Source organism: Klebsiella sp. HC6, from assembly GCF_022605325.1.
GTDB classification, from domain to species: domain Bacteria; phylum Pseudomonadota; class Gammaproteobacteria; order Enterobacterales; family Enterobacteriaceae; genus Klebsiella; species Klebsiella terrigena.
On record NZ_CP093276.1, the window covers coordinates 5118835 to 5141859 of the forward strand.

23 protein-coding genes are annotated in these 23025 nt (G+C 58.5%); 7 read left to right on the forward strand and 16 right to left on the reverse strand.

Features of this window, described 5'->3' with window-relative positions; all coding sequences use genetic code 11:
- The first annotated feature begins 3 nt into the window (after positions 1 to 3).
- The 4 genes from MMW58_RS24725 to MMW58_RS24740 are packed head-to-tail and all read left to right on the forward strand — an operon-like array spanning position 4 to position 2565.
- Positions 4 to 432: a PTS sugar transporter subunit IIA gene (locus tag MMW58_RS24725; protein ID WP_241722298.1), complete on the forward strand. Its 429-nt coding sequence runs from the start codon at positions 4 to 6 to the stop codon at positions 430 to 432.
- Positions 433 to 444: 12 nt separating this feature from the next.
- Positions 445 to 939 carry a PTS sugar transporter subunit IIB gene (locus MMW58_RS24730; protein WP_095103865.1) on the forward strand — a complete coding sequence of 165 codons (495 nt, stop codon included), beginning with the start codon at positions 445 to 447 and terminating at the stop codon, positions 937 to 939.
- Positions 940 to 949: 10 nt separating this feature from the next.
- Positions 950 to 1747, forward strand: a complete 798-nt coding sequence (locus MMW58_RS24735; RefSeq protein ID WP_152644044.1) for a PTS mannose/fructose/sorbose/N-acetylgalactosamine transporter subunit IIC — start codon at positions 950 to 952, stop codon at positions 1745 to 1747.
- Positions 1747 to 2565: a PTS system mannose/fructose/sorbose family transporter subunit IID gene (locus MMW58_RS24740; protein WP_045859999.1), complete on the forward strand. Its 819-nt coding sequence runs from the start codon at positions 1747 to 1749 to the stop codon at positions 2563 to 2565. Before MMW58_RS24735 ends, MMW58_RS24740 begins: the two co-directional genes overlap by 1 nt.
- An 80-nt stretch (positions 2566 to 2645) precedes the next feature.
- Here the strand turns inward: MMW58_RS24740 and MMW58_RS24745 are convergent, their stop codons facing one another.
- The 3 genes from MMW58_RS24745 to MMW58_RS24755 form a co-directional block, all read right to left on the reverse strand.
- A complete protein-coding gene (locus MMW58_RS24745; RefSeq protein WP_241722299.1) occupies positions 2646 to 3428 on the reverse strand; it encodes a glucose-6-phosphate isomerase family protein in 783 nt (260 codons plus the stop codon).
- On the reverse strand, positions 3421 to 3984 hold the full coding sequence (locus MMW58_RS24750) for a glucose-6-phosphate isomerase family protein (protein WP_241722300.1): 564 nt from the start codon (positions 3982 to 3984) through the stop codon (positions 3421 to 3423). Before MMW58_RS24750 ends, MMW58_RS24745 begins: the two co-directional genes overlap by 8 nt.
- Before the next feature lie 115 nt (positions 3985 to 4099).
- On the reverse strand, positions 4100 to 4729 hold the full coding sequence (locus MMW58_RS24755; protein ID WP_241722301.1) for an alanyl-tRNA editing protein: 630 nt from the start codon (positions 4727 to 4729) through the stop codon (positions 4100 to 4102).
- Between the two features lie 92 nt (positions 4730 to 4821).
- On the opposite strand from MMW58_RS24755, the gene MMW58_RS24760 reads away from it, so the two are divergent.
- Positions 4822 to 5724: a LysR family transcriptional regulator gene (locus tag MMW58_RS24760; RefSeq protein ID WP_241722302.1), complete on the forward strand. Its 903-nt coding sequence runs from the start codon at positions 4822 to 4824 to the stop codon at positions 5722 to 5724.
- A 5-nt stretch (positions 5725 to 5729) separates the two neighbouring features.
- Here the strand turns inward: MMW58_RS24760 and rihC are convergent, their stop codons facing one another.
- The 6 genes from rihC to ribF form a co-directional block, all read right to left on the reverse strand.
- On the reverse strand, positions 5730 to 6644 hold the full coding sequence (rihC, locus tag MMW58_RS24765; protein ID WP_095103879.1) for a ribonucleoside hydrolase RihC: 915 nt from the start codon (positions 6642 to 6644) through the stop codon (positions 5730 to 5732).
- A gap of 66 nt (positions 6645 to 6710) precedes the next feature.
- Positions 6711 to 7661, reverse strand: a complete 951-nt coding sequence (gene ispH, locus MMW58_RS24770; RefSeq protein ID WP_133600703.1) for a 4-hydroxy-3-methylbut-2-enyl diphosphate reductase — start codon at positions 7659 to 7661, stop codon at positions 6711 to 6713.
- A gap of 1 nt (position 7662) precedes the next feature.
- A complete protein-coding gene (fkpB, locus tag MMW58_RS24775; protein WP_045860016.1) occupies positions 7663 to 8112 on the reverse strand; it encodes an FKBP-type peptidyl-prolyl cis-trans isomerase in 450 nt (149 codons plus the stop codon).
- Positions 8113 to 8209: 97 nt separating this feature from the next.
- Positions 8210 to 8707 (reverse strand): signal peptidase II, encoded by a 498-nt coding sequence (lspA, locus tag MMW58_RS24780; protein WP_045860018.1) that lies wholly within the window; start codon positions 8705 to 8707, stop codon positions 8210 to 8212.
- On the reverse strand, positions 8707 to 11523 hold the full coding sequence (gene ileS / locus MMW58_RS24785; RefSeq protein ID WP_241722303.1) for an isoleucine--tRNA ligase: 2817 nt from the start codon (positions 11521 to 11523) through the stop codon (positions 8707 to 8709). Before ileS ends, lspA begins: the two co-directional genes overlap by 1 nt.
- A gap of 44 nt (positions 11524 to 11567) precedes the next feature.
- Positions 11568 to 12506, reverse strand: a complete 939-nt coding sequence (gene ribF, locus MMW58_RS24790; RefSeq protein ID WP_095103883.1) for a bifunctional riboflavin kinase/FAD synthetase — start codon at positions 12504 to 12506, stop codon at positions 11568 to 11570.
- Between the two features lie 330 nt (positions 12507 to 12836).
- Here ribF and rpsT point away from each other — a divergent pair, with 330 nt between their 5' ends.
- Complete coding sequence (gene rpsT, locus MMW58_RS24795) at positions 12837 to 13100, forward strand: 30S ribosomal protein S20 (RefSeq protein WP_003018940.1); 264 nt, start codon at positions 12837 to 12839, stop codon at positions 13098 to 13100.
- Positions 13101 to 13172: 72 nt separating this feature from the next.
- Here rpsT and nhaR read toward each other — a convergent pair whose 3' ends face one another.
- The 4 genes from nhaR to dnaK form a co-directional block, all read right to left on the reverse strand.
- Complete coding sequence (gene nhaR, locus MMW58_RS24800) at positions 13173 to 14072, reverse strand: transcriptional activator NhaR (RefSeq protein WP_241722304.1); 900 nt, start codon at positions 14070 to 14072, stop codon at positions 13173 to 13175.
- Between the two features lie 52 nt (positions 14073 to 14124).
- Complete coding sequence (nhaA, locus tag MMW58_RS24805; protein WP_241722305.1) at positions 14125 to 15300, reverse strand: Na+/H+ antiporter NhaA; 1176 nt, start codon at positions 15298 to 15300, stop codon at positions 14125 to 14127.
- Between the two features lie 223 nt (positions 15301 to 15523).
- Positions 15524 to 16660: a molecular chaperone DnaJ gene (gene dnaJ / locus MMW58_RS24810; RefSeq protein ID WP_045860025.1), complete on the reverse strand. Its 1137-nt coding sequence runs from the start codon at positions 16658 to 16660 to the stop codon at positions 15524 to 15526.
- An 87-nt stretch (positions 16661 to 16747) separates the two neighbouring features.
- Positions 16748 to 18664: a molecular chaperone DnaK gene (gene dnaK, locus MMW58_RS24815; RefSeq protein ID WP_041143977.1), complete on the reverse strand. Its 1917-nt coding sequence runs from the start codon at positions 18662 to 18664 to the stop codon at positions 16748 to 16750.
- Positions 18665 to 19186: 522 nt separating this feature from the next.
- Between dnaK and satP the strand changes: the two genes are divergently transcribed.
- Entirely contained in the window at positions 19187 to 19753 is a 567-nt protein-coding gene (gene satP, locus MMW58_RS24820) for an acetate uptake transporter (RefSeq protein ID WP_041143976.1), read from the forward strand.
- 44 nt (positions 19754 to 19797) lie between these two features.
- On the opposite strand, the gene MMW58_RS24825 is transcribed toward satP, so the two are convergent.
- The 3 genes from MMW58_RS24825 to tal all read right to left on the reverse strand — a co-directional run bounded on the left by MMW58_RS24825 (position 19798) and on the right by tal (position 22881).
- The gene (locus MMW58_RS24825; protein ID WP_133600706.1) at positions 19798 to 21108 is read right to left on the reverse strand and encodes an MFS transporter; all 1311 of its coding nucleotides are present in this window, start codon (positions 21106 to 21108) and stop codon (positions 19798 to 19800) included.
- Between the two features lie 122 nt (positions 21109 to 21230).
- Positions 21231 to 21818 carry a molybdopterin adenylyltransferase gene (gene mog / locus MMW58_RS24830; RefSeq protein WP_041143974.1) on the reverse strand — a complete coding sequence of 196 codons (588 nt, stop codon included), beginning with the start codon at positions 21816 to 21818 and terminating at the stop codon, positions 21231 to 21233.
- A gap of 109 nt (positions 21819 to 21927) precedes the next feature.
- Entirely contained in the window at positions 21928 to 22881 is a 954-nt protein-coding gene (tal, locus tag MMW58_RS24835) for a transaldolase (RefSeq protein ID WP_045860032.1), read from the reverse strand.
- Positions 22882 to 23025: the final 144 nt, after the last annotated feature.

Consider the following 23025-nt stretch of genomic DNA (forward strand, 5'->3'; position numbering starts at 1 on the left):
AAAATGATTAACGTTATTGTTGCCACTCATGGCCCGCTGGCTGACGCCCTGCTGGCCAGCGGGCGGATGGTGTACGGCGAGCTGCCCTATATCTCAACCGTCACCCTCGATGAGCAGGCGGGTATTGAGGGCTTTAAGCAGGATTTTTCCCGCGCGCTGGAGTGGGCCGGACGACAGGCCGACGGCGTACTGGTGCTGTGCGATATGCAAAGCGGAACGCCGTGGAACGTCGCCTGCCTGCACGCCTTCTCTGCGCAGACCACGCCCCCCGTCGCCGTGCTGGCGGGGGTGAATTTCCCGATGCTGCTGCAGTGTGAAGAGATTCTCCACCTGACGGATGTCCACGCCGCTGCCGAACGGCTGCTGGCGTTAACCGTCCCCACCCTGATTAAAGCCACCCCGATTTTAGCCGTTCAGCCAGATGATTTTTAGAGGAAAACGCTTATGAGTATCTCTTTTGTACGTATTGACGACCGGGTGATCCATGGGCAGCTCGTGACGCGCTGGGCCAAAGAGCTGCCCTGCGACGGTATCGTGGCGATTGACGACGCCGTCGCGGCCGACCCGCTCCTCTCATCGGTGATGAAAGGCGCCGTGCAGGACCTCAAGGTCTGGCTGTTCGACACCGCCACGGCCATTGAAAAATTACCCAAAGTCATCGCCAGCGAGAAACGCTATTTCGTGATAGGCAAATCCCCGGTCACCTTACAGCGCCTGGAAGCGGCGGGGATCAGCCTGAAAAATGCCAACGGTAAAATCAACGTTGGCCCGATGAGCGCCCGCGCCGACACCACCACCATTGGGCCCAATCAGTCGGTTAACGCCGCCGAGATTGCCGCCTTTGACTGGCTGGTGCAGCGCGGGCATCACGTTGAATTCCGTCTGGTGCCGGATGCCAGCTGCTACAGCTGGCAGGACGCGCGGCAGAAGCTGAAATAAGGAGCGGATGATGATTATCGAAGCGACGCTGATTGGCATTCTTTGCTACCTGGGGGCCCTCAGCAGCCCCTGGCTTTTAGGCCTGACCGGCGGCTGGTATCTGATTACCCGGCCGCTGGTCTCCGGCATGCTGGTCGGCCTGATTTTAGGCGACCTGAAGACCGGGATCGTGATAGGCGTTGCGGTCCAGGCGGTGTATATCGCCATGGTGACGCCGGGCGGCTCAATGCCCGCCGACCTTAACTTCGTCGCATATCCGGCGATTGCGCTGGGTATTTTGTCGGGTAAAGGGCCGGAAGTGGCGGTGGCGCTGGCGGCGACTATCGGTATCGCCGGCACGATTTTATTCAACGCGATGATGGTGCTGAACTCCTTCTGGAACCATCGCGCCGACGTGGCGCTGGATCGCGGCGATGAGCGCGGCCTTTACCTGAACAGCGCGATCTGGCCGCAGGTCAGTAACTTCGTGCTGCGCTTTGTTCCCACCTTTATTGCGGTCTATTTTGGCGCCCAGTACATCAGCGGCTTTATGGACAGCCTGCCGAGAATCGTGCTCTCCACGATGAACGTGCTGGGCGGCATTCTGCCGGCGGTAGGGATCGCGATTCTGCTTAAACAGATCATCAAGAACTACAGCATGCTGATCTATTTTCTCGTCGGCTTCGTCTGCATCGTCTTTTTAAAGCTCAATATGGTCGCGCTGGTGATCGTGGGCTCGCTGCTGGCGCTGATCCACTACAACTATAAGCCGGAACCGCAGCAGGCCGCGGGCAACAGGCCGGCCGTCGATGATGAGGATGAATTCTGATGGAAGAACGTACCCTGAACCGTAAAGATCTGCGCCGCTGCTGGCGGGCGTGGATGATGCACAACCTCTCGTCGATGAGCTTTGAGCGTCTGGAGTCGTTCGGCTTCTGCCTGAGCATGCTGCCGGTGGCGAAAAAGCTCTATCCGGACGCGGCCCAGCGCACGGAAATGCTGCGCCGCCACGCCTCTTTCTACAACACCGAGCCGCAGATCGGCGCGATCGTCAACGGAATGGTGCTCGGGCTGGAAGAGAAAAAGGCCAACGGCGAGCCCATCGACGGTGAGACCATCAACACCCTGAAGGTTGGCCTGATGGGGCCGATCGCCGGGATCGGCGACTCGATGATCCCGGGCATGCTGATCCCTATTCTGCTGAGTATCGGCATGGCGCTGGCGGCGGGCGGCAACGTCCTCGGGCCGCTGTTTTATATCGTCGCCTGGCTGGCGATTATTATCCCCGGCTCGTGGTTCCTGTTTTTAAAAGGCTACAAAATGGGCTCCGGCTCGGTGGAGATGCTGGTCAGCAGCCGCTCCACCCGCCTGCGTGAAGCCCTGTCGCTGCTCGGCGTCTTCGTGATGGGCGGCGTCGCGGCGAGCTACGTGAAGCTGGGAACCGGGCTGGAGTTCATTACCCGCGACGGCGTCAATATCCACGTGCAGCAGATGCTGGACGGCATATTCCCGCAGCTCCTGCCGCTGGTGGTGGTGCTGGGGACCTGGTATTTAATGGCGAAGCGCGGCGTTTCGCCGGTGAAGGCGATGGTCATGCTGCTGTTGCTGGCCGCGGCGGGCGTCGCCAGCGGTCTGTTTGCCGGCTAGCCGCGAAGAATACCCCGATTCGCAAACCGGGGCGCCACCTTAGTCGTTAATCTCGCAACCGGGGCATCGCCCCGGTTTTTTTATGGATGAAAGTTGTGCCACAGATCCGCCGTCCTGTCCGGGCTGGAGATAAACTGCAGGCGGGCGGGATCGTCGATAAACTGCTGATAAATCGGCGCGGAGGTGAGGCCAAACTCGACGTACCGGCGCGGCGTAATCGCCTGCAGGCGGCCGGGAAGATAGCGTGAATTATGCTGCCAGACGACGTGGTTATCCTGCAGCAGCGGGTACCACGCCAGCCCCTTATACGCCCGCACGGCATCATATTCAAAGCCGTACTCCCGATCGCACCAGGCGCCGAAGGTGAGCGGCACCTCGGGATCGGCGGAAATCGTCGCGTGCCCCCAGCCCGGCGGCACCAGCACCTTATCGCCGGGTTCGGCAATCACCGCAAAGCAGCGGCCGGGGTCGTCCTCCACCCGCTCCTGCATATAGATAATCGCCTTCCCCTGCCAGATTTCATACAGCTCCGGCGGCGACCAGCCGCTGTGCTGGCTGATGCGGTGGATATGGCCCTGGCTGCGCACCGGCTCTTCCCCCAGCCTTCCGGCGGCGTAGGTCACGACGCCAAACAGCAGCATGCGTTTTTTTAGCTCATCGCGATCCTGCATACGCGCCACGTCCATGGCGATCGCGTAGACCTCGTCCGGCCCTTCGCAGCGCGGATCGCGCAGCGAGGCGCGGATCTGATCGAGACGACGGATCTCCGGCATCGGTCCGGTCACATCATTGCCGTAGCCGAAACCAAGCGGGCGCTGGTGAATGGTCATATCCAGGCCCCAGGCGCGAGCAGAATTAGCCATTCTGCACCTCCTTTGCCTGAATGGTCCGGTTCTCCTCGACGACCCGCAGCCTGAAGCCGCCGTCCAGCGTCGCATAATCATGTCCCGCAGCGGCGGGCCACACCGCCAGCGCCGACAGCGTATCGGCCCCGGTGTTTATCAGGCGGTGGGCGCTATAGCCGGGGATAACGTGCACCGAGCCGGTGAAAACCAGCTCCAGACGGGTTTCCCCGCGCTCGTTTTGCAGCAGCAGCAGGCCGCTGCCGCGAAGGCCGAAGTAAACTTCGCCCTGCTCGCGGCGGGCGTGAAAGTGCCCGCGGGTCATAAAAAACTCATCCCCGACCTTACCGGGATAGAGGTGGGTGACGCCGGTATAGAGCTCGCCCGATGCGGAGGAGGTATCGAGCATTTCAACCTCGTACACCACCCGGTCGCCCGCCATCGTCAGACGGGTTCGCTCATCGGCAAAAACGCCGTTCAGATCCGCAATACGCGTCAACTTGCGCAGCAGCGGACCGTCCGAAAACAGGCCACTGGCCCACGCCACCTGAGGTGGCTGGAAAAAGATAGGATTCATATTGGTCTCCGGCCCAAGGAGAACAGCAGAATCAGCTTAGCAGATTAATCGATTAACCCAAGAGCGGGCGGATGACTTTGTAGCGGATGTCACAGCCGGCACCGCAAATGTACCTTCACGCCAGCGTGTAGCTCACGACAAGCTGGCCCTTTTTCATTTTCACCTGAGTTATCACCACCTCGCCCAGCTCAGAGAGGCTGGCAACGTGGGTCCCGCCGCAGGGATAATCAGGCAGCGAACCAAACCCTACCCTGCGCAGCCCGCCGGCCACGGTGATATGGCGCGGCAGGTTTTCCGCCCGCCAGCCGGAAACTTTTGCCTGCAGCGCGCTGGCCTCCGGCAGGGCCGCGTTAGCGCCTGAAGTGAAGGTAATCCGCCCCTCTCCGGGCCAGTGATGGGCCTTCGTCGGCTGCCAGCCGCACTGCTCTCCCGCGAGGCCAATCAGGTGGCCAGCCGAGTGCAGGCGGGCATGCTGCTGCCGCGCTGCGCCATCAATGCGGATAGTCACCTCGCCCAGGGCCAGCGGCTGCAGGACAAGGTGCAGAATGCTGTCGCCAAACGCCGTTACCCCTTCAACGGCGATCTCCGCTATCCAGCCGCGATCCGCCGGCTGCCCCCCGCCCTGAGGATGAAATAGCGTTTGGTCCAGCTCGATTGCGTAGCGTCCATCGGCCTGTTCTATGCAGCTCACCACCCGCGCGCGCCCTTCGGTGGCATCGCTGGTGTAATAAAGACGTTCGGTCATGGTTGTTCTCCTCTCTTTGCGCACAGTATATTGGTAATACGCACAGCGATAATCCCGTCCTGCGTCAATGCACCTTTGCTTAGAGGGCACAAATGAACTTAAGCTTACTTCCCGATTTGGCCCTCTTCGTGCAAATCGTCGAGCAGGGCAGCTTTTCTGCGGTCGCCCGGCTTGCGGGAACCACGCCCTCCGCGGTCAGCCGCAGCGTCTCGCGCCTTGAACAGGAGATGGGCAGCAAGCTGCTGCACCGCTCCACGCGCAAACTCCGCCTGAGCGATGCCGGAAAGACGGTTTACGCCCATGCGCTGGAGATGCTGGAAGCCGCACGCCTGGCGATGGATGCCGCCGGCAGCGCCCAGCAGGTGGCGCAGGGCAAGCTGACGCTCAGCGTGCCGAAGGCCGTCGGACGGTTTGTTATCCATCCGCTGATGAGCGAGTTTCTGACCCGCTTTCCGCAGGTTGACGTCTGCCTGCGTCTTGAAGATCGCTATCTTGACCTGATTGATGACGGGATCGATCTGGCGCTGCGCATCACCCATTCGCCTTCGCCGGGGCTCCACGGCAAGCCGCTGATGCCGGTCAGCCACGTGATCTGCGCCACCCCGCACTATTTACGCCAGCACGGCGTGCCGCAAAATCCGCAGGATCTGCGCGACCATAGCTGCATCAGCCTCGGCGAAACGCCCGCCGATGCGCGCTGGAAATTTCGTCGTGAAGGAAAAACAGAGACCGTTCAGACCCGAGGACGCTACGCCGCCAACCACACCGCCGTGCGGCTGGATGCGGTGAAGCAGAATTTAGGCATTGGCAGCCTGCCGCTGTTTACCGCCCGCGAAGCGCTGGAGCGCGGGGAGATCGTCCAGGTGCTGGCAGAGTGGGAGTTTATCAGCAGCTACTCCGGCGAGCTGTGGCTGCTGTGGGCGGGAAATAAGCATATGCCCGCCAGAATGCGGGCCATGATTGACTATCTCAGCGAGAAAATTTATCGCCGCTAAAGGACCTATGGCGCCAGCGCCAGAACTTCGGCTACCCAGCGCTGGAAGCCTGCGACGTCCAGATCCAGCGCCACGCTGGCGTTGGCCGGCTGGCCAAGGCGGCCTTCGATATCCACGACCGTGGTGCCCGCCGTCCAGCTCCCCTGCGTTTCGACCGCCACAAAGCACGATTTAAGGGTAAACAGCTCGGGACGAACCAGCCAGGCGATCGCGCACAGGTCATGCATGCGCAGCCCGCTCTCCATGCTGCCGCTGCGGTAGTGGCTGAACAGCGCGTGGAGCATTTTCCCGGTCCTGTTGAGCGTCGGCAGCGTGGCGAGGTACTCCGGCGCGAGCATTGCCTGATTGGTGACGTCCAGCCCGCACATCACAATCTCCAGCCCGCTCTGAAACACTTTGGCCGCGGCTTCCGGGTCGATGGCAATGTTGAACTCCGCATTGGGGGTGAAGTTACCTCGCCCGGCGGACCCGCCCATAATGACCAGACGACGAATGTTAAACCGACACTCCGGATACTGCGTCAGCAGCAGCGCAATGTTGGTCAGCGGGCCAATCGCCACCAGCGTCATCGGCTCCGGGGCATGCATCAGCGCATCGCGAATGGCCTGAAACGCCGGTTTCGGCAGCGGCTGGCAGCGATGCTCGACAAACTCATACCCTTCCATCCCCGACTCGCCGTGCACGGAGGCCGCATCGCGCAGCGGGCGCAGCAGGGGCATTGAGGCGCCCTGGGCCAGCGGCACGTCGGCGTTCCAGAAATGCAGCAGCTGCAGCGCATTGCGGGTGGTTTTTTCCACCGACACGTTGCCGGCCACCGTGGTCATCAGCTGCAGATCCAGCTCGGGCGCGAACAGCGCCGCGGCGATCGCCGCCGCATCATCAATGCCGGGATCGGTATCAAGAACGATCGGTAAGCGCATAAACTCTCCAAAAAAAAATGCCAGACGTTAAGTCTGGCATCTTCGCATACTGACGGCGTAAAGAACTTATTCTACTTCACGGACATCGACCCGCAGCTCTTTCGGCACTTCAAAGACGATGTTCTCTTCGCGCCCTTCCAGCGGCACCGCGTCGCCGCCGCCAAGCTCCTGCAGGCGAGCAATCACGTTCTGCACCAGAATATCCGGCGCCGATGCGCCGGCGGTTACGCCCACGCATTTGGCCGCTTTGACCCACGGCTCCTGGATATCGGCCGCATCATCGATCAGATACGCCGCTTTCCCCATGCGCTGTGCGAGTTCGGCCAGACGGTTGGAGTTGGAGGAGTTCTTCGACCCCACCACCAGCACCACGTCCGCCTGCTCCGCCAGCGCGCGTACCGCTTCCTGGCGATTGGTGGTGGCGTAGCAAATATCGTCTTTACGCGGCCCGACGATTTTCGGGAAGCGCTCGCGCAGGGCGTCAATGACGTCGGAGGTGTCATCAACGGAGAGCGTAGTCTGGGTCATAAACGACAGCCTGGCGTCGTTTTTCACTTCCAGCGTCCAGACGTCATCCGGCGACTCCACCAGGTACATGCCCCCCTGCGGGTTGCTGTACTGGCCCATCGTCCCCTCAACTTCCGGGTGACCGGCGTGACCAATCAGAATCGACTCTTCGCCGCGGCGGCTGGCGCGAGCCACTTCCATATGGACCTTGGTCACCAGCGGACAGGTGGCATCGAAAACCGTCAGGTCGCGGTTTTTCGCTTCGTTGCGTACCGCCTGAGAGACACCGTGGGCGGAGAAAATCAGGATCGCGCCGTCCGGCACTTCACTGATTTGCTCGATAAAAATAGCGCCGCGCTTGCGCAGGCTATCGACCACATAGCGGTTATGCACCACCTCATGACGAACATAGATCGGCGCGCCGTACAGCGTCAGCGCGTTTTCGACAATGCTGATAGCGCGGTCAACGCCGGCGCAGAAGCCGCGCGGGTTAGCCAACAGGATCTGCATTTTACTCCTCCAGCGCCGGATCGACTTCCAGCACTTCAATATCAAAATGAACGGTGCGCCCGGCCAGCGGATGGTTGAAATCAACGGTGATGGAATCGCCGTTAACTTCCCGAATCACGCCGGGCATTTCGCTGCCATCCATTGCGGTAAAGAGCATAATTGCGCCAATTTCCGGCTCGCCCGCATCGATAAATTCGCGGCGGGAGAAGTACTGAATCAGGTCCGGGCTGGGTACGCCAAACGCGGCATCAGGCTCGAGGGAGAAGTTGGTTTTATCCCCCGCCTTCAGCCCCAGCAGGTGCTGTTCGAGCCCCTCGGAGAGCGAAGCGTCGCCGAGACGGAACAGCGCCGGCTTGCCGTTATTGCGCGTAGACTCCGCGGTGGAGCCATCATCAAGTTTCAGCGTGAAGTGCACCAGCACCCCGCTGTTGCTCTGTACAGAGTTTGACATGCAGGTTTGCTCTAAGTTGGTTCTGCGTTTCCCCCGCGCGGCGGCGGGGTACGCTTATAATGTAGGCCGGGCCGGCGAAAACGCCACCCGGCAGGGATTACGCGGTTTTCTTCGCAGCGCCGGGCAAAAAGCCCTCCAGCACAATCAGCGCCGCGCCGATACAAATGGCGGTATCGGCCAGGTTGAAGGTGGCGAAATGCCACTCACCGACGTAGAAATCAATCATATCGACGACAAAACCGTGCCACAGCCGGTCAAACAGGTTGCCTAACGCCCCGCCAATAATCAGCGCGTAGGCGATGTTATTCAGCTTCTGCGTCGCCTTCGAGCGGTACATCAGTACCGTCAGAATCACGCAGATGCCGAGGGCGATCCCCGCAAAGAACCAGCGCTGCCAGCCGCCGCTATCGGCGAGGAAGCTAAAAGCCGCGCCGTAGTTGCGCGCATAGTGCAGGTTCAGCGATGGGAACAGCGAAACCGTATCCCCCAGAGCAAAGTTCTGGAGGATCAGGAATTTGCTGCCCAGATCGATAATCAGCACGGCGACGACGACCCACAGCCAGCGTAGCCCGGTTGAACAAACAGATTTACTCATCAGGCAAACTTACGTTGTTCGCCGTCACCGGCGACGTTGCTGACACAGCGACCGCAGATTTCCGCGTGTTCCGCCACCTTGCCGACGTCGCTGGTGTAGTGCCAGCAGCGTGGGCACTTATCGCCTTCCGCTTTGCTCAGCACAACCCGCAGACCCTTCAGCAGTTCGCTCTGCCAGGCATCGGCCGGCGCCTGCGCGTAATCGGCCACTTTCGCCCCGGAGGTTAACAGGACAAAGCGCAGCTCGTCGCCCAGCGCGTTCAGCTTGGTCGCCAGCTCGCTATCCGCATACAGCGTGACCGCCGCCTCAAGGGAGCCGCCCACCAGCTTGTCGGCGCGCGCCTGTTCGATAACCTTGTTGACTTCGCCGCGCACTTTCAGCAGTTCGTCCCAGAAGCCGTCGTTCATCGCTTCATCGTCGGCCAGGCCAAACAGGCCTTCATACCACTCGCCGGTGAAGACGTATTTCTCGCGGGAACCCGGCAGGTAGCCCCAGATTTCGTCGGCGGTGAAGGACATGATCGGCGCCATCCAGCGCACCAGCGCTTCCACGATGTGGAACAGCGCGGTCTGGCAGCTGCGACGCGCCACGCTGTCCGCTTTCGCGGTGTACTGGCGGTCTTTGATGATGTCAAGGTAGAACGAACCCATCTCGATGGAGCAGAAGCGCATCAGGCGCTGCACCACTTCGTGGAAATCGTAGGACTCGTAGGCTTTGAGGATATCTTCCTGCGCCGCTTTCGCGCAGCTCACCGCCCAGCGATCCAGAACCACCATCTCTTCCGGTTTCACCATGTCGGTCAGCGGGTCGAAACCGTTAAGGTTCGCCAGCAGGAAGCGCGCGGTGTTGCGGATACGACGATAGCTGTCGGCGGCGCGTTTGAGGATCTCATCGGAGACCGCCATTTCACCGGTATAGTCGGTGGAAGCCACCCACAGGCGCAGGATATCCGCGCCCAGCTTGTTCATCACGTCCTGCGGAGAGACGGTATTACCGATGGATTTGGACATCTTGCGGCCCTGGCCATCAACGGTAAAGCCGTGGGTCAGCACCTGGCGATACGGCGCTTTGCCCTTCATCGCCGTGGAGATCATCAGCGAGGACATGAACCAGCCGCGGTGCTGGTCGGAACCTTCCAGATACATATCGGCGGCGTGTCCGGAAAACTCCGGACGCACGTCAACCACCGAGGAGTGGGTAGAGCCAGAGTCGAACCACACGTCGAGGGTATCCGGCACTTTCTCGTAGATGTCGGCATCGGCACCGAGGATGTCGCGGGAGTCGAGATCCCACCACGCCTGAATACCGTCCACCTCAACGCGCTTCGCCACTTCTTCCATCAGCTCCAGGGTGCGCGGATGCAGCTCCTGGGTCTCTTTGTGCACGAACAGGGACATCGGAACGCCCCAGGTACGCTGACGGGAGATACACCAGTCAGGGCGGTTGGCCACCATTGATTCGATACGCGCCTGGCCCCAGTCCGGGATCCACTGTACGCCTTTAATCTCTTTCAGCGACTGCGCGCGCAGGCCTTTCTGATCCATGCTGACGAACCACTGCGGCGTGGCGCGGAAGATGATCGGCGACTTGTGGCGCCAGCAGCACGGATAGCTGTGCTGCATTTTTTCAACGTGCAGCAGCGCGCCGCCGTCACGCAGCAGCTCAACGATGATGTCGTTGGCCTTGAAGACGTTGATGCCGTCCAGCGACGGATAGGTTCCCGGCAGGTAGGCGCCGTCCGGGCCGACCGGATTGGCGATTTCCAGGCCATATTTCTGGCTGATGGTGTAGTCGTCAGGGCCGTGGCCGCCGGCGGTATGCACCGCGCCGGTACCCGCATCGAGGGTAACGTGGTCGCCGAGGATCGCCGGAACGTCGAAATCGAGGAACGGATGCTTAAAGCGCATCAGCTCCAGCTCGGCGCCGTTGACCACCGCAAGGATGGTGTAATCCGCAACGCCCGTACGCTTCATGACGCTTTCAACCAGGTCTTTCGCCAGGATCAGCGCCTGGCCGTCAACCTGCACCAGCGCATAGTCGAACTCCGGCGACAGGGAGATCGCGCGGTTAGCCGGCAGGGTCCACGGGGTGGTGGTCCAGATAACCAGGGAGACCGGACCGCTGACGTCAGCAACGCCGAACTTCGCCAGCACCGCCGCTTTATCGACCGCGTGGAACGCTACGTCGATAGACGGGGAAGTTTTGTCGTAATACTCAACTTCCGCTTCCGCCAGCGCGGAGCGGCAGTCGACGCACCAGTGCACCGGCTTCGCGCCTTTGTGCAGGTGGCCGTTGCCGATGATTTTACCCAGCGCGCGGATGATATTGGCTTCGGTTTTGAAGTCCATGGTCAGATACGGACGCGACCAGTCGCCCAGCACGCCAAGACGGATAAAGTCTTTACGCTGGCCGTCAACCTGGGTCGCGGCGTATTCGCGGCACTTAGCGCGGAACTCGGCAGCGGTGAACTTCTCGCCAGGTTTGCCGTACTCCTGCTCCACTTTCAGCTCGATCGGCAGACCGTGGCAGTCCCAGCCCGGCACGTAGGGAGAATCATAGCCCGTCAGCCCTTTGGACTTAACGATAATGTCTTTCAGAATCTTGTTAACCGAGTGACCAATATGAATGCTGCCATTCGCATAAGGAGGGCCATCATGCAGAATGAAGGTTTTTTTGCCTTTTTTCGCCGCACGGATGATGCCGTACAGATCATCATCGGTCCAACGCGCCAGCATTCCCGGTTCGCGTTTGGCGAGATCGCCACGCATCGGGAACCCTGTTTCCGGCAAATTCAGGGTGGATTTATAGTCACTCATCAGATTCTCGGTTCCGTATTTCGGTTTGATAAACACCAACAGGTTTATGCCTGGCTGGTCAGCCCAAAAAGCTCGCGGGCCGTTAACTCATCACGTGCAATTTGCGCCTTCAGCTCATCAAGCGACGCAAACCGCTGTTCGTTACGTATTTTTTTACGCAGTATTACATCTATATGGCGACCGTAGAGGTCCATTACAACGTCCAGCAGATGCACTTCCAGCTGTTGACGGACGCCGGCGACCGTTGGGCGAGTGCCAATATTGGCGACACCCGGCAAAGGTTTGTCGCCAAGCCCCGTTACTTCTACCGCATAGACCCCTTTAACCGGGGAAACTTGACGACGTAGCGGTAAGTTCGCCGTCGGGAAGCCAATGGTGCGCCCCAGCTCATCGCCGTGCACCACGCGCCCGGAGATGGTAAACGGATGGCCCAGCAGGGTTTCTGCCAGGGCAAGATCGTCGTCCGCCAGCGCCTGCCGCACCGCGGTACTGCTGATGCGGACGCCGCCTTCACAGAAGGTCTGGGTGCTGGTGATGTCGAACCCAAACTCCACCCCGGCTTTCTGTAATAACAAGAAATCCCCCTGACGACCAGCGCCAAAGCGGAAATCATCGCCCACGGCGAGGAACTGCACGCCCAGCCGGCGGACCAGCAGCTCGCTGATAAAGTCCTGAGCGGTCAGGGCGGCAAAGCGTCGGTCGAACCGCACGCACAGCACGTAGTCGACGCCGCTTTCGGCCAAATAGCGCAGCTTTTCACGCAGGCGCGTCAGGCGTGCAGGCGCCTTATCGGCGGCAAACAGCTCCAGCGGCTGCGGTTCGAAAATCATCACTACCACCGGTAAGCCACGCTGGCGGCCCTCTGCGCGCAAGCGCTGCAGCAGCGCCTGATGCCCGCGGTGCACACCGTCAAAATTACCAATGGTCAGCACGCACCCGCGCGGGGCCTGGCTGAGATTATGTATGCCGCGTATCAGCTTCATGTCTGGCTCAAAACAGTGAAAATCGTCCGAGTATACCTTGTACAACTGGCGACGTTAACCAGCGATTGCACCTCTTCGTTGAAAGATCCCGAGAATTCATCAACTCAGCGCTGGAACGCGGGGAAAACTACGCGCGCCCGTCGATTTTTATGGTGGAAAGGCTGTATTCGCCCGCAACAAGCTGGTAGAATCTTGCGCCATCACTACGTAATAAAGCGTCGTTGTTTTAAGCGCCGCTTATTTGCACAAATCCATTGACAAAAGAAGGCTAAACGGGCATTCTCCTCGGCCTTTGAATTGTCCATATAGAACACATTTGGGAGTTGGACCTTGGCTAATATCAAATCAGCTAAGAAGCGCGCCGTTCAGTCTGAAAAGGCCCGCAAGCACAACGCTAGCCGTCGCTCTATGATGCGTACTTTCATCAAGAAAGTATACGCAGCCATCGAAGCTGGCGACAAAGCTACTGCACTGAAAGCATTTAACGAAATGCAACCAATCGTGGACCGTCAGGCTGCTAAAGGTCTGATCCACAAAAACAAAGCTGCGCGTCATAAAGCAAACCTGACCGCTCAGATCAACAAACTGGCTTAATCGCCTGCTTGTTATCGCTTTGTAGAAAAACCCGCGAAAGCGGGTTTTTTTATGCCTGAAATCTGCCGCCCGTCAGCGCGGCGGCGAGGTAAAGAGCGCCGAGTAGTCGCGGTTGCAGATACGCTGTACCGCCGGATGCTGGATCATGCGCTCGGCAAAGATGGCGTGATACTCCTCCATCACGTTCTCCATCCGGCCGATCTCAATAATCGACTCGTCGTGGTAGAAATCATGCGCGTAGAGCGTCGGCGCGACAAAAATCGCGTTGTGCGCCGCGCCGAACGCCTTCATCAGCGCCGCGTCGTCAAACTCCCCGAGGATCTCAACCTTGAGCCCCTGCGAATTAAACCAGTTCAGCAGCTTGCGGCCAAGCATCGAACGCCGGCCGGGGATCAGCAGGCGACGCTCCTCAAGGCAGGCGGGAAACGGCTTCTCCGGCGGCGGATTCATGCACCAGAAGCTCACGCAGCATTCGCCGATGCGCACCGAAAACAGCCCCTCCTGCTGGGTTGAGTCGATGGGGCAGTCGGAGATAATCATATCGAGCTTATGCTGGCTCAGCTGCTCCAGCAGCATCTCGTGGGTCGATTCAAAGCAGCGCAGGTGGATCTGCTCATCCTCAACCACCGCCGCATCCAGCACGCCGCTCACCAGCCGCTTCGACAGCGCATCCGCCACGCCAACGTCGAACAGCAGATTCGACTCCTTGCGGTAGTTGACGATATCCAGCATCTCCTGGCTGAGCGTGAACATGCGGTCGGCGTAGCGGAACACCAGCTCGCCCAGCTCGCTCGGCTCCAGCCCCCTGCCCTTACGCTTAAAAAGCTTGCCCTGCAGGCGCTCTTCAAGCGCTTTAATTTGTCCGGTGATGGTCTGCGGCGTCAGAAACAGCGCTTCCGCCGCCCCGACCACGGAGCCTTCCTTGTAGACGTGCCAGAAGTAGTACAGATGGTTGTAGTTAATATGCGACATGCTTCTCTCCCTGATAATGTCCTGGAGAGCCTCTGCAGGCTCTCCGAAAGTATTACGCCGAGTGGACGGGAACCGTTATGCGCTTGCGCAGCAGCAGATATCCGCTGACGGCCGATAGTACCGAGCCGGTCAGAATGCCAAGCTTGGCCCAGTTGATTAAGCCAGGGTCAGTGCTGGCAAACGCCAGGCTGGCGATAAAAATCGACATCGTAAAGCCGATCCCGCAGAGCACGCCGACCGCCATAATCTGCGGGAAATGAGTCCCTTCCGGCAGCGAAGCCCACTTCAGCTTCAGCGCCAGCCAGCAGAACAGGCCGATCCCCAGCGGCTTGCCAATAAACAGCCCGGCAATAATCCCCAGCGGCAGCAGCGACGTCAGCCCCTCAGGCGTTACCCCTTGCAGCGAGACGCCCGCATTAGCAAAGGCAAAGAGCGGCAGGATAAGCCAGGCAACCCACGGGTGCAGAACGTGCTCAAGCTCCTTCGCCGGCGATTTGCCATCCTGCGCCTTCAGCGGGATCATAAAGCCGACAATGACCCCCGCTAAGGTGGCGTGAACCCCGGACTTCAGCACCGCGGTCCACAACACGGCGCCAACCAGAATATAGATACCGGTGCGCCGCACCCCGCTCAGGTTCAGCAGCGCCAGCACCCCAATGGCCCCCGCCGCCACCGCGAGCGACAGCACGGAAAGGTCGTTGGTGTAGAACAGCGCGATAATCACGATCGCGCCCAGGTCATCAATGATAGCCAGCGCCATCAGGAAAATCTTCAGCGCCACAGGCACGCGGCTGCCGAGCAGCGCCAGCACGCCCAGCGCGAACGCAATATCGGTTGCCGCCGGGATAGCCCAGCCCCCTCTGGCAATCGGGTCCTGGGCGTTAAACGCAAGATAGATAAGCGCCGGGACGATCATCCCGCCCAGGGCGGCCAACACCGGGAACACCGCCTGACGACGGCTGGCCAGCGCCCCTTGCATCATCTCGCGCTTCACTTCGAGGCCGATCAGCAGGAAGAAGACGGCCATCAGCGCGTCGTTAATCCACAGCAGCATGTTCTTGTTGATTTCCAGCGCGCCAACGCGTAGCTGAACGGGCGTTTCCAGAAAGGAGTGATACAGACCGCTGGTGGCGTCGGTATTCGCCAACAGCATCGCCAGCACGGCGGCAAAAATGAGGATGATGCCCCCGGAAGCATCGCTACTTAAAAAACGCTGCAGATGTTTCACTTTTTATTCTCTCTATCAGGATTATTCATCGTTTAAACTATTCTAATCGCCATAACAGCTCGAAAAAATAAGTTTATTATTGCTCTGTCATTCGGTTTTTACGAAATGAGAAGAGAAGGGTCAGAAAGGGTCCGAACGAGAAATTCAGGCAGCATTAACGGAGAGACGGCGAGAAATAAAAAAGCCACTTCGCAATAAAGTGGCTTTTTACACGGCACAATGATTAGCGCGTCAAATCATCGAAGAATTTCTTCACGCCGTCAAAGAAGCTTTTGGAGCGCGGGCTGTTGTTCTCACCCGTCGGGCCACCGAAGCTTTCCTGAAGTTCTTTCAACAGCTGCCGCTGCTTGTCGTTGAGGCCAACCGGCGTCTCAACCACCACGCGGCACAGCAGATCGCCCTGCGCGCCGCCGCGTACGGACTTGACGCCTTTACCACGCATGCGGAACAGCTTGCCGGTCTGCGTTTCGCCAGGCACCTTCAGATTCACGCGGCCGTCCAGGGTCGGGACTTCAATCTCGCCGCCCAGCGCCGCCATGGTGAAGTTAATCGGCACTTCGCAGTACAGGTTATTGCCTTCGCGCTCAAAGATGGCGTGCTGCTTCACCTGAACCTGAACGTACAGATCGCCGGCCGGAGCGCCGTGCTCGCCGGCTTCACCTTCGCCAGACAGACGAATGCGATCGCCGGTGTCTACGCCTGCCGGGATTTTAACCGACAGCGTTTTAGTTTTCTCTACGCGACCGTGACCGTGGCATTTATTGCACGGGTCTTTGATCAGCGTACCGCGTCCCTGACAGTGCGGACAGGTCTGCTGAACGGCGAAGAAGCCCTGGCGCATCTGCACCTGGCCAGCGCCGTGACAGGTCGGACAGGTCTGCGGCTTGCTGCCCGATTTCGCGCCGCTGCCGTGGCAGACGTCGCACTCTTCCAGCGTCGGGATGCGGATCTCTTTCGTTACGCCGCGAACCGCTTCTTCCAGCGTCAGATCCATGTTGTAGCGCAGGTCAGCCCCGCGCGACGCGCGCTGACGACCGCGGCCACCGCCGAAGATGTCGCCGAAAACATCGCCAAAGATATCGCTGAAATCCGCGCCACCGCCGAAACCACCGCCGCCGCCGCCCATGCCGCCCTGCTCAAACGCGGCGTGGCCGTACTGATCGTAGGCCGCACGCTTCTGGTCATCCGTCAGGATTTCGTAGGCTTCTTTGATTTCTTTAAATTTAGCTTCGGCCTCTTTATCGCCCTGGTTGCGGTCCGGGTGATATTTCATGGCCAGGCGCTTGTACGCCTTTTTGATTTCACGCTCTTCCGCTGTTTTGGAAACGCCTAAAATCTCGTAATAATCTTGCTTTGCCATTGGTGTTTTTCAGCCCCTTAACATGCGTGCACGGGCGGAGAGGAAACCTCTTCGCCCGTGCCAGTGTTTTACCCGTTCAAAGGGCGATTATTTTTTGTCTTTCACTTCTTCAAACTCAGCGTCAACGACATCGTCGTCTTTCGCGTTGCTTTCGGAAGCTTCAGCACCGCCAGCCTGCTGCTGAGCATGCTGCTGCTGGGCAATCTCCATCAGCTTCTGGGAAGCCTGGGCCAGCGCCTGCATTTTCGCTTCGATATCGGCTTTGTCTTCACCTTTCAGGGAAGTTTCCAGCGCGGTCAGCGCAGACTCGATAGCGGTTTTGTCGTCAGCCGGCAGCTTGTCGCCCGCTTCTTCAACCTGCTTACGCGTGCTGTGCAGCAGATGGTCGCCCTGGTTGCGGGTCTGAACCAGCTCTTCGAACTTACGGTCAGATTCCGCGTTCGCTTCTGCTTCACGGACCATTTTAGCGATTTCTTCTTCGTTCAGACCGGAAGACGCTTTAATGGTAATTTTCTGCTCTTTACCGCTGTTCTTATCTTTCGCGGAGACGTGCAGGATACCATCGGCATCGATATCGAAGGTCACTTCGATCTGCGGCATGCCGCGCGGTGCCGGGTTGATGCCGTCGAGGTTAAACTGACCCAGTGATTTGTTATCGGAGGCGCGTTTACGCTCGCCCTGAATCACGTGGATAGTTACCGCAGACTGGTTATCTTCCGCCGTCGAGAACACCTGGCTGTGCTTGGTCGGGATAGTGGTGTTCTTGTTGATCAGCGCAGTCATCACGCCGCCCATGGTTTCGATACCCAGCGACAGCGGGGTAACGTCGAGCAGCAGAACGTCTTTAACTTCACCAGTCAGTACGCCGCCCTGAACCGCTGCGCCGATAGCAACAGCTTCATCCGGGTTAACGTCTTTACGCGGCTCTTTACCAAAGAACTCGGCAACTTTCTTCTGCACCATCGGCATACGAGTCTGACCACCGACCAGGATAACGTCCTGAACGTCGGATACGGACAGACCAGCATCCTGCAGCGCAACTTTCAGCGGCTCGATAGAGCGGTTAACCAGGTCTTCTACCAGGCTTTCCAGCTTCGCACGGGTCACTTTAATGTTCATGTGTTTCGGACCGGTAGCATCTGCGGTGATGTACGGCAGATTCACGTCGGTCTGCTGAGCGGAAGAAAGCTCGATTTTCGCTTTTTCTGCCGCTTCTTTCAGGCGCTGCATGGCCAGCGGGTCGTTACGCAGGTCAATGCCCTGATCTTTCTTAAACTCGTCAACGAGGTAGTTGATCATACGGCTATCGAAGTCTTCGCCACCCAGGTGAGTATCACCGTTGGTTGCCAGAACTTCGAAGGTTTTCTCGCCGTCAACTTCGTCGATTTCGATAATAGAGATATCGAAGGTACCACCGCCGAGGTCGTAAACCGCGATAGTACGGTTGCCGACTTCTTTATCCAGACCGTAAGCCAGCGCGGCTGCGGTTGGTTCGTTGATGATACGCTTAACTTCCAGACCCGCGATACGACCGGCGTCTTTCGTCGCCTGACGCTGAGCATCGTTGAAGTATGCCGGTACGGTGATAACGGCTTCAGTTACCGGCTCACCCAGGTAATCTTCCGCGGTTTTCTTCATTTTCTTCAGCACTTCAGCAGAGATCTGCGGCGGTGCGGTGCGGGTACCTTTCACATCAAGCCATGCGTCGCCATTGTCTGCGGCAACGATTTTGTACGGCATGATAGAAACGTCACGCTGAACTTCTTCATCCTGGAAGCGGCGACCAATCAGGCGTTTAATCGCAAACAGGGTGTTTTGCGGGTTTGTCACTGCCTGACGTTTAGCCGGCTGACCAACCAGAGTTTCACCATCCTGGGTATAAGCAATGATAGAAGGCGTGGTGCGATCGCCTTCGGCGTTTTCCAGCACGCGAGCAGTAGTGCCATCCATAATCGCTACACAAGAGTTGGTAGTACCCAGGTCGATACCAATAATTTTACCCATCTAAACGTCTCCACTAAAAATTCAGTCAACATGTGGTTGTGAACCTGTAATAAGGGCGAAACGTGCGGTTTCAACTGCCCAACATCTTTTTTTTTCAGGTTCATTCACTGCGGTTGACTACAAGATGGGGTCGTCCACAGCTTCATCAAGGGGGGAGGCAAAAAAATTTTTATCTTCATCACCCCACGAAGCCGGCCGTCGGCGAGGGCGTTTTCCCGATATGACGCAAAAAAGCGCGCTTCACGGCGTTCATCCGCTGGGGTCCCCGTAAAGGGACGATGAGTCTGCTTAGGCGAGTCCGCCCGCGTTGAAAGACCAGAAGTTCGACGGATCATAGCCTTACGAACGCCTTTGCCCGCCTGGCCTCAGGCAAATGCCCGACATCGTTTAGAGAGTGCGTAAAATTGGTGAAAAATACCTCGCCAGATCATAGACAGCCTGACGACTCCTCATTATTATGCCGCGCCCCACCGCTGAGCGACGGGGTAATGCTTCCCTTTCTAATCATTATTTTGAGGAATTATGGGCAACACTAAGTTGGCTAATCCGGCACCGCTGGGCCTTATGGGCTTCGGCATGACCACTATTCTGCTTAACCTGGCGAATAGCGGCCTTTTCGCGTTTGATGTAGCTATCCTGGCGATGGGCATTTTTTACGGCGGTATTGCGCAGATTTTCGCAGGCCTGCTGGAATTTAAAAAGGGTAACACCTTTGGTTTAACCGCTTTTACGTCCTACGGCGCCTTCTGGCTGACGTTGGTCGCAATTCTTCTCATGCCGAAAATGGGCCTGGCAGAGGCGCCGAACGCGCACTTCCTGGGCATGTATCTCGGACTGTGGGGAGTGTTCACGCTGTTTATGTTCTTCGGTACCCTGAAAGCCGCACGGATGCTGCAGTTCGTCTTCCTCAGCCTGACCGTCCTGTTTGCCCTGCTGGCAATTGGTCACCTGGTCGATAACGAAGGCATCGTTAGAATCGCGGGCTGGATTGGTTTAGTCTGCGGCGGTAGCGCGATTTATCTGGCGATGGGTGAAGTACTCAACGAGCAGTTTGGTCGCACCGTTCTGCCAATCGGCGCGCCTCATTGATAGAAGATACCCTCGCCTTACGGCGAGGGTATTGAGCCGTCGCGCTAAGGCAGACGCTGCAGTTCGCCAGCCGCGGCGGCGCTATTTCCCCCCAGCCCCTGACGCAGCCAAATCCCCAGCCCCAGCCCCATCAGCGACAGCGCCAGCACGTACCACGCCGGAGCCATCGGCGATACGCCCATCAGCATAGTGACGGCAATCGGCGTCAGGCCGCCGAAAATGGCGTAGGAGACGTTGTACGAGAATGAGATTCCGGTAAAACGCACCTCCGCCGGGAAGGCGCGAACCATCACGTAAGGCACCGCCCCGACCACGCCAACGCACAGCCCAACGGTGCCGTACAGCAGGAAAAGCTGTTCAGGCGAGGTGCCGGAAAGGTGGTAGAACGCCCAGCTGGAAACCGCCAGCAGAAGGCTGCCGACGATAAACGTCCGGCTGGCACCAAAGCGATCGGCCGCCAGGCCTGCCAGCAGGCAGCCGACACACAGCATAATCGTCGCAATACTGTTCGCCTGCAGGGTCACCGCCGGGGCAAAGCCGTAATGCTTTTGCAGCCACACCGGCGACATCAAAATGACCACCACCACGCCAGCGGACAGGAGCCAGGTCAGCAGCATTGAAACCACCACGGCCTTCTGATGCTTGAGCACCACCGATTTAACCGGCAGCTCCTGGGCTAATGCTTTGCGCTGCTGCATCTCGAGGAATATCGGCGTTTCCTGCAGCCAGCGGCGTAAATACATCGCCACCAGGCCGAACACGCCGCCCAGCAGGAAAGGAATACGCCAGCCGCCGTCGTGGATGCCCTGCGGCGTCAGGCTGGTATTAATCAGCGTCGCCACCACCGACCCCAGCAGGATCCCCACCGTTAGGCCCGCCGTTAGCGTGCCGCAGGCGATACCGATTTTTTTCTCCGGCACGTGCTCCGCAACAAACACCCAGGCGCCGGGGACTTCCCCCCCAATCGCCGCGCCCTGCAGCACGCGCATCAGCAGCAGCAGCAGCGGGGCAACGATCCCCATCGATGCATAGGTCGGCAGCAGGCCGATCGCCAGCGTCGGCAGCGCCATCAGTAAAATACTCAGGGTGAACATTTTCTTGCGCCCGACCAAATCACCAAAGTGGGCCATGATAATGCCGCCGAGAGGACGCGCCAGATAGCCGGCGGCGAAAATGCCGAAGGTCTGCACCTGGCGCAGCCACTCCGGAATATCGGCCGGGAAGAAGAGCTCGCCGACAACGGCGGCAAAGAAGACGAAGATAATGAAGTCGTAAAACTCCAGCGCCCCGCCAAGGGCGGCCAGCGTCAGAGTTTTATAGTCTTGTCGATTCAGAGGTCGGGTATGTTGTGACATAACGAGCTGTTCATCCAGAGGTTTGTAGGTGTTATCACGCAGTGTGTAAAGTAAAAAACACTATATCGTAAATAAAACAGCACACCACCAGGATTGCAGGTTATGTCAGGAAAGCATCAAATTCAGGATAAACTTTCGCGTCTCGCGCTTTTTGGCCGAAAAGCCGCTACCACTTCCGGCGCAGTCTCGACATAAGGCCCCTCAAGCAGCTGTACACAATACGGTACACTTGCAAAGACGCCGTGCACCAGCACCTGGCCATCGGCATCTTTGACCCCTTCGAGGGTTTCCTCAATCGCCTTCGGCTGACCGGGCAGATTGAGGATCAGCGCCTGCTTACGGATCACCCCAACCTGGCGGGAGAGAATGGCCGTCGGGACGAAGTGCAGGCTCACCTGACGCATCTGCTCGCCAAAGCCCGGCATGACGCGATCGGCAACCGCCAGCGTCGCATCCGGCGTCACGTCTCGTCGCGCAGGGCCGGTACCGCCGGTAGTTAACACCAGATGGCAGCCCATTTCGTCCACCAGCTCGCACAGCGTTTGCTCGATAATCACCTGCTCATCGGGGATCAGGCGGGTCTGGAGCTCAAAAGGGGTCGTCAGCGCACGCGCCAGCCACTCTTCAAGTGCCGGGATGCCTTTATCCTGATAAACGCCGCTGGAGGCGCGATCGGAGATGGAAACTAAGCCGATTCGTAAGGTATTCATCGTTATTCCGTTCAAATAGTGCAGTTAGACGGAATAATACACGCTGGAAGGAGATACAGACAGGGCTCAAAAGAAGTAGCGTGACCGGAAGCCCGGCCACGCGCAATGATTACAGCAGATCGCCGATCATTTTTTCCAGTTTTTCCTGGTCGATAGCAAACTTACGGATGCCTTCCGCCAGTTTGTCTACCGCCATCGGATCCTGGTTGTGCTGCCACAGGAACTGAGATTCGGTGATGCGTTCCGGACGGGCTTTCACTTCGCCGCTGAAGGTCAGCTTGCGTTCGATAGCGCCTTCGCTTTCTGCCAGCTCTTTCAGCAGTGCCGGAGCGATGGTCAGACGGTCACAGCCGGCCAGCTCGAGGATTTCGCCGACGTTACGGAAGCTTGCGCCCATTACGACGGTTTCATAGCCGTGCTGCTTGTAGTACTCGTAGATTTCGCTGACGGAAACCACGCCCGGATCTTCCGCCGGCGCATACTCTTTCTTATCCGTGTTCGCTTTGTACCAGTCGAGGATACGGCCTACGAACGGAGAAATCAGGAATACGCCCGCTTCCGCACAGGCGCGTGCCTGAGCGAAGGAGAACAGCAGGGTCAGGTTACAGTTGATGCCTTCTTTTTCCAGCTGCTCGGCGGCGCAGATGCCCTGCCAGGTAGAAGCCAGCTTGATCAGAATGCGATCGTTGCCGATGCCCGCATCGTTGTACAGCTTGATGATGCGTTTAGCTTTCGCGATGGATGCCGTGGTGTCATAGGAGAGACGGGCATCAACTTCGGTAGAAATACGGCCTGGAATCAGCTTAAGGATTTCGAGACCAATGTTCACCGCCAGCTTATCGGAAGCGTCGATAACCTGCTGCGCGCGATCGCTGCTCTGAGCGCGGGCCCAGACGATAGCGTCATCAATCAGCTTACGGTACTCAGGGATCTGAGCAGCGCCAAGAATCAAAGAAGGGTTAGTCGTGGCGTCCTGAGGCTGATACAGCTTCATTGCCGCAATATCTCCGGTATCAGCTACGACAGTGGTGTACTGACGCAGAGAAGTCAATTTATCCGTCATGATAGTGTTCTCTTAAACAGCAGTTAAGGGGATGTAACCGGTCTGCCAAGATGATAACACGCTGCCGGGTCAGCGCAACTGCGGACCATGCAAGAGCGCAGAGTGTGATAAACTGAACGAATTAATTCTCTGAATGTTAAAGGA